Genomic DNA, 3,981 nt, shown 5'->3' with positions numbered 1-3,981 from the left:
GCCGCCGCCAGGGTCGGCCGCAACCGGGCGGCCGCGCGGGCCGGGAGAGACGGGCGGGACGGAGCGGGGACGCAGACGGCGGAGTGACCCCGCGGTGGATCGACCCGCGGGCGGCCCGCCAACGTCCCGCCAACGCGGGCGGCCGCGGCCGCGTTGGCCGCGCGTTGGCGGGGGCTGCCAGCGTGGCACCGCCCGGGGAGCCGTCCGATCGCGGTGGCCTGCCCCGGTGCACCGAGACAGCGATCGACCCCGGTACCGACCGACCGAGGTACCGATGAATGGTGTGAGGGGCTCAACAGCCGTGGCCATCGACGCAACCGCCCTGGCCGGGACGACCACCGGGGACGCCCGGGTACCCGCCGTGCCCGCCGTGCCTGCCGCGCCCGCCGCCCGGCCCACCCTGGACCAGGACGTCCTCGCCGAGCTGTACCGCCTGCACGGCGGCTACCTGCTGCGCGCGATGCTCCGGGTGACCAGCGGCGACCGGGGCAAGGCGGAGGACATCGTCCAGGAGACCCTGCTGCGCGCCTGGCAGAACCCGGCGGCCGTGCAGCGCGGCCCCGAGCACAGCCGTCCCTGGCTGTTCACGGTGGCGCGCCGGATCGCCATCGACCACTACCGGATGCAGGCCGCCCGCGCCCAGGAGGTCGCCGACGAGACCCCGGAGGACCACGCCGGCGCCCACGACCCCTACGACGAGGTGCTCGTCGCCCAGGACGTGGCGGTGGCGATGGCCGAGCTCCAGCCGCACCACCGGGACGTCCTGGTCCAGCTGCACATGAAGGGCCGGTCGATGGTCGAGGTGGCGCAGGTGCTGGGGGTGCCGGTCGGCACGGTGAAGTCCCGCAGCTTCTACGCGGTCCGCGCGCTGCGGCCGATCCTGGAGGCCCGCGGGATGGCCTGGGCCGGCTGACCGGGCCGTTGCTCGGGGCCGTCGATCGGGCGGGGACCGGACGGGGGACCGCCCGGGATCGCTGCCCTTTCGGGAAACCGGGGCCGGTCCGGGCGGACCCGAACCGGAAGGCCGTGAACCGCTTCCGGGCCGCGGCCCGTTGACCATTGTGGCGGCACCGCCACCGGCGCCTGTACCCCCGTTCGGGCGCCGGGTCCGCGGCCGCCCCGGCGTTCGCTCTTGTGGGAGAGCGGACGCCGGGGCGTCGTCGCTCGTGACGCCGTGCCGCGGGCGGTCGGTCGGTCCCCCCAGAACCGACCGGCCGCCCCTTCTCCGTTCGCGGCCGCCGTTCGCCGCCGTCCCGTTCCGCCGCCGCCCCGGTCTCCCCCCGGGGCGGCGGCAGGCTCACCAGCCGAGCAGGTACGCCCCCCGGCGCAGCCCCGCCAGCACCGTGTCCGCCGTGGCCTCGGCCGCGTCCGCCGCCGGGCCGTCGGCCTGCGCCGCACCGTCGGCCGCGGCAGTGCCGGCCGCCGTACCGCCGGTCGTACCCCCGTTGAGCACCACGTAGTGCAGCGCCGCGCCCGTGGCCCGGCTCTCCCGCCGGAAGGCGTCCAGCGCGGTCGGGGCGACCGAGCCCTCCACCACCACCTGGTAGCCGCCCGAGGCGAAGGCGAAGGCCGCCTGGGCGGTGGCCGCCAGCGCGGTCACGTTCTGCCGCCGCGCCTCCGGCCGGTCCGGGGCGACATAGCCCTGCCGGACCGCCCGCCGGAAGTCCTCCGCGCGCAGGTGGACGCTGGGGAAGAGCGCGTCCGCGACCAGGGGGGCCACCGCGCCGCTCCCGGCGCCGGCGGCCGGGTCGGAGAGGACGACCACGCTGCCCGCCCCCCGTCCGCCTCCGAGCTCCGGCCCACCTGTGGTCGTACGGTTCACGGCTGCTGATCCCTTCGCGGGCCTGGACGGACGGGGCCGGGGCGGGACGGGCGGAACACGCGGGGGCCAGCCGGGGTCGGAACACGAACCGGCCGAATCCGGCAAGGCGGACAGCCGACCGCCTCGTCCCTACGAGTGACTGCTGTCGGGGATCAACCTAGTCCACGGTGCGCCCCAGAGTCCTCCCCTCCCCGGACCTCCCGCCTACCCCCCGCAGGCCCCTCGCCGTCCGTTCGCCTTCCCGCTACGCCCGCGCCGATCTCTACGCCCGGGCCCGCAGCACGATCGGGTTGGTGAGCGCGGCCATCGGGCCCCAGGGGAGGTCCGGGCCCATCGCGTTGCCCCGGCCCGGGGTGCCGTCGGCCCTCGGGTGCCGCACCTCGGCCCGGACGAACGCGGCGAGCGAGGCCGTCGTCCGCCAGACCACCGTGCCCGCGCCGTCGGCGGGCAGCGACTCCTGGTGCAGCTGGCCCTCGTCGGTCAGGAACCGCACCGTGCCGTTCGGCACCCCGGAGACGTCCAGCCGGACGTCCACCGGAGCGTCCGCGGGAACCGCCAGCTCCTCGCCGATCCCGGCCTGCCGACCGTGCCCGGTCGCCGTGAACTCCAGCCGGACGGCCGCCGATTCGGCCAGCCAGCTGCGGCCGGCCCGCAGCCCGTCGAGGACGTCGTCGCGGGTGAGGTCCTCGGCGAGCACCACGGTGTGCGGCGAGCCGATCACCTGCGGGGCGCTGTGCGCGTCGCTGTTGCCGATCGCGGGCAGCCAGGAGCGCCCGTCGCGCAGCGCCACCGCCAGCTGGGCGTCCCAGCCGTCCACGGCCGACTCGTCGTCGTACGTCCACGGGCCGTTCCACACCTCGACGGCGTCGGCGTACTCGTACCCGAACTTCCACTGGCAGGCGACGTACGGGCAGTACGGGTGCGCCGGGACCACCAGGCCGCCCTGGCGCTTCACCTGGCGGGCGAACCGGGGGAGGGCCTCGTCGCGGGAGCGGTAGCGCCAGTCGACGAACTCGCCCGGGCGCAGGCCCAGCGCCAGCCAGTGGCCGTTGCGGGTGGTGACCTCCTCGCCGGGCAGGATCAGCAGGTCCGGGCCGGCCAGCGGGCCCCAGACGCCGTGGGCGGAGGAGGTGTTGTGGTCGGTGGACACGATGAAGTCCAGCCCGGCCGCGCGCGCCCCGGCGGCCACCTCGGCGGGCTCGCGGCGCCCGTCGGAGTGCACGGTGTGCAGGTGGCAGTCGCCCCGGTACCAGGCGCGGCCGCGCCCCCGGGCGCGCTCCGGCGGGTAGGCGGGGGTGAACTCCCGGCCGGGCGCGCCGAACCGCAGGGTGACGTCGACCCGGTACTCCAGCCCCTGCGGGGCGACCTGGTACGGCCCGAGGACGATGTTCCAGCGCCCCGGGCGGACCGGCCCCGGCAGGTAGCCGGGCGTGGCCTGCTCCCGGCCCACCGTGAACTCGGTCCGGAAGCCGCCCGACCAGCCGCGGAAGCCCCGGCCGCCGAGTTCGGTGCCGCGCTCGTCGAACAGCCCGATGTCGCAGGAGTTGCCCGGGGTGCCGGGCGGCACGGTCGGCTTGTCGTAGCGGTAGGAGACGGCGAGTTCGCGGACGCCGGACGGGACGTCGAAGGGCAGGTACACGAAGTCGGGTGCGCCGGTCGGCAGCTTCCCGGTCAGGGTGATCGTCCGGTCCTGGGGTGCGGCCGGGGCCGCGGCTCCTTCGGCCCGGGCGGTGCCCGCGCCCGTCACCACCGCGCCGAGCGCGCCCGCCGCGCCCGCGGCCAGTAGCCCGCGCCGGCCCGGCCGGGCCTGCTCCTCGTGCACGTCGTCCGCCATCGGGTGCCTCCGCTCTCGCCGGGATGCTCGCGGCCCGTACCTACCCGCTGTCCGCTCGTCCGGGTGAACCCCCGGTGAGCCGGGCCCCACCACCGGGCGGAGGCCCCGTGAAGGCGGACCCGGGTTGCGCCGGGGGGTGGGGCGGGCCCTGAATAGGAGGTAGTCAGATCATCTGACAGTCAGGCAGATTCGGAGCGCATTCATGTCACTCAGTCGGCGGACCCTCCTGGTGGCCGCGGCCGGGACCACCCTGGCCGCCTGCGCGCCGACGACGAGCCCCGCGCCGCCCGTCCCGACCGCGGCGCCCGTTCCCACCGCTGCGTCC

3 protein-coding genes are annotated in these 3,981 nt (G+C 76.9%); 1 reads left to right on the top strand and 2 read right to left on the bottom strand.

Annotated elements, in window-relative coordinates:
- The first annotated feature begins 301 nt into the window (after positions 1-301).
- Positions 302-913 (top strand): sigma-70 family RNA polymerase sigma factor, encoded by a 612-nt coding sequence (locus BI06_RS29025; protein ID WP_233290314.1) that lies wholly within the window; start codon positions 302-304, stop codon positions 911-913.
- A gap of 384 nt (positions 914-1,297) precedes the next feature.
- On the opposite strand, the gene BI06_RS29020 is transcribed toward BI06_RS29025, so the two are convergent.
- Both BI06_RS29020 and BI06_RS29015 read right to left on the bottom strand, forming a co-directional pair.
- A complete protein-coding gene (locus BI06_RS29020; RefSeq protein WP_149030501.1) occupies positions 1,298-1,822 on the bottom strand; it encodes an ATP-binding protein in 525 nt (174 codons plus the stop codon).
- Between the two features lie 262 nt (positions 1,823-2,084).
- Positions 2,085-3,656, bottom strand: a complete 1,572-nt coding sequence (locus BI06_RS29015; RefSeq protein ID WP_043472529.1) for a CehA/McbA family metallohydrolase — start codon at positions 3,654-3,656, stop codon at positions 2,085-2,087.
- Positions 3,657-3,981 lie beyond the last annotated feature (325 nt).

It is taken from the genome of Kitasatospora sp. MBT66 (genome assembly GCF_000710405.2).
GTDB lineage: Bacteria > Actinomycetota > Actinomycetes > Streptomycetales > Streptomycetaceae > Kitasatospora > Kitasatospora purpeofusca.
Note: the sequence above shows the minus strand (reverse complement) of the source record. Positions and strands in the feature narration are given on the sequence as shown.

Excerpts from the sequence above, each read along its gene's own strand:
- BI06_RS29015 (WP_043472529.1), bottom strand. The coding sequence starts at position 3,656 with ATGGCGGACGACGTGCACGAGGAGCAGGCCCGGCCGGGCCGGCGCGGG.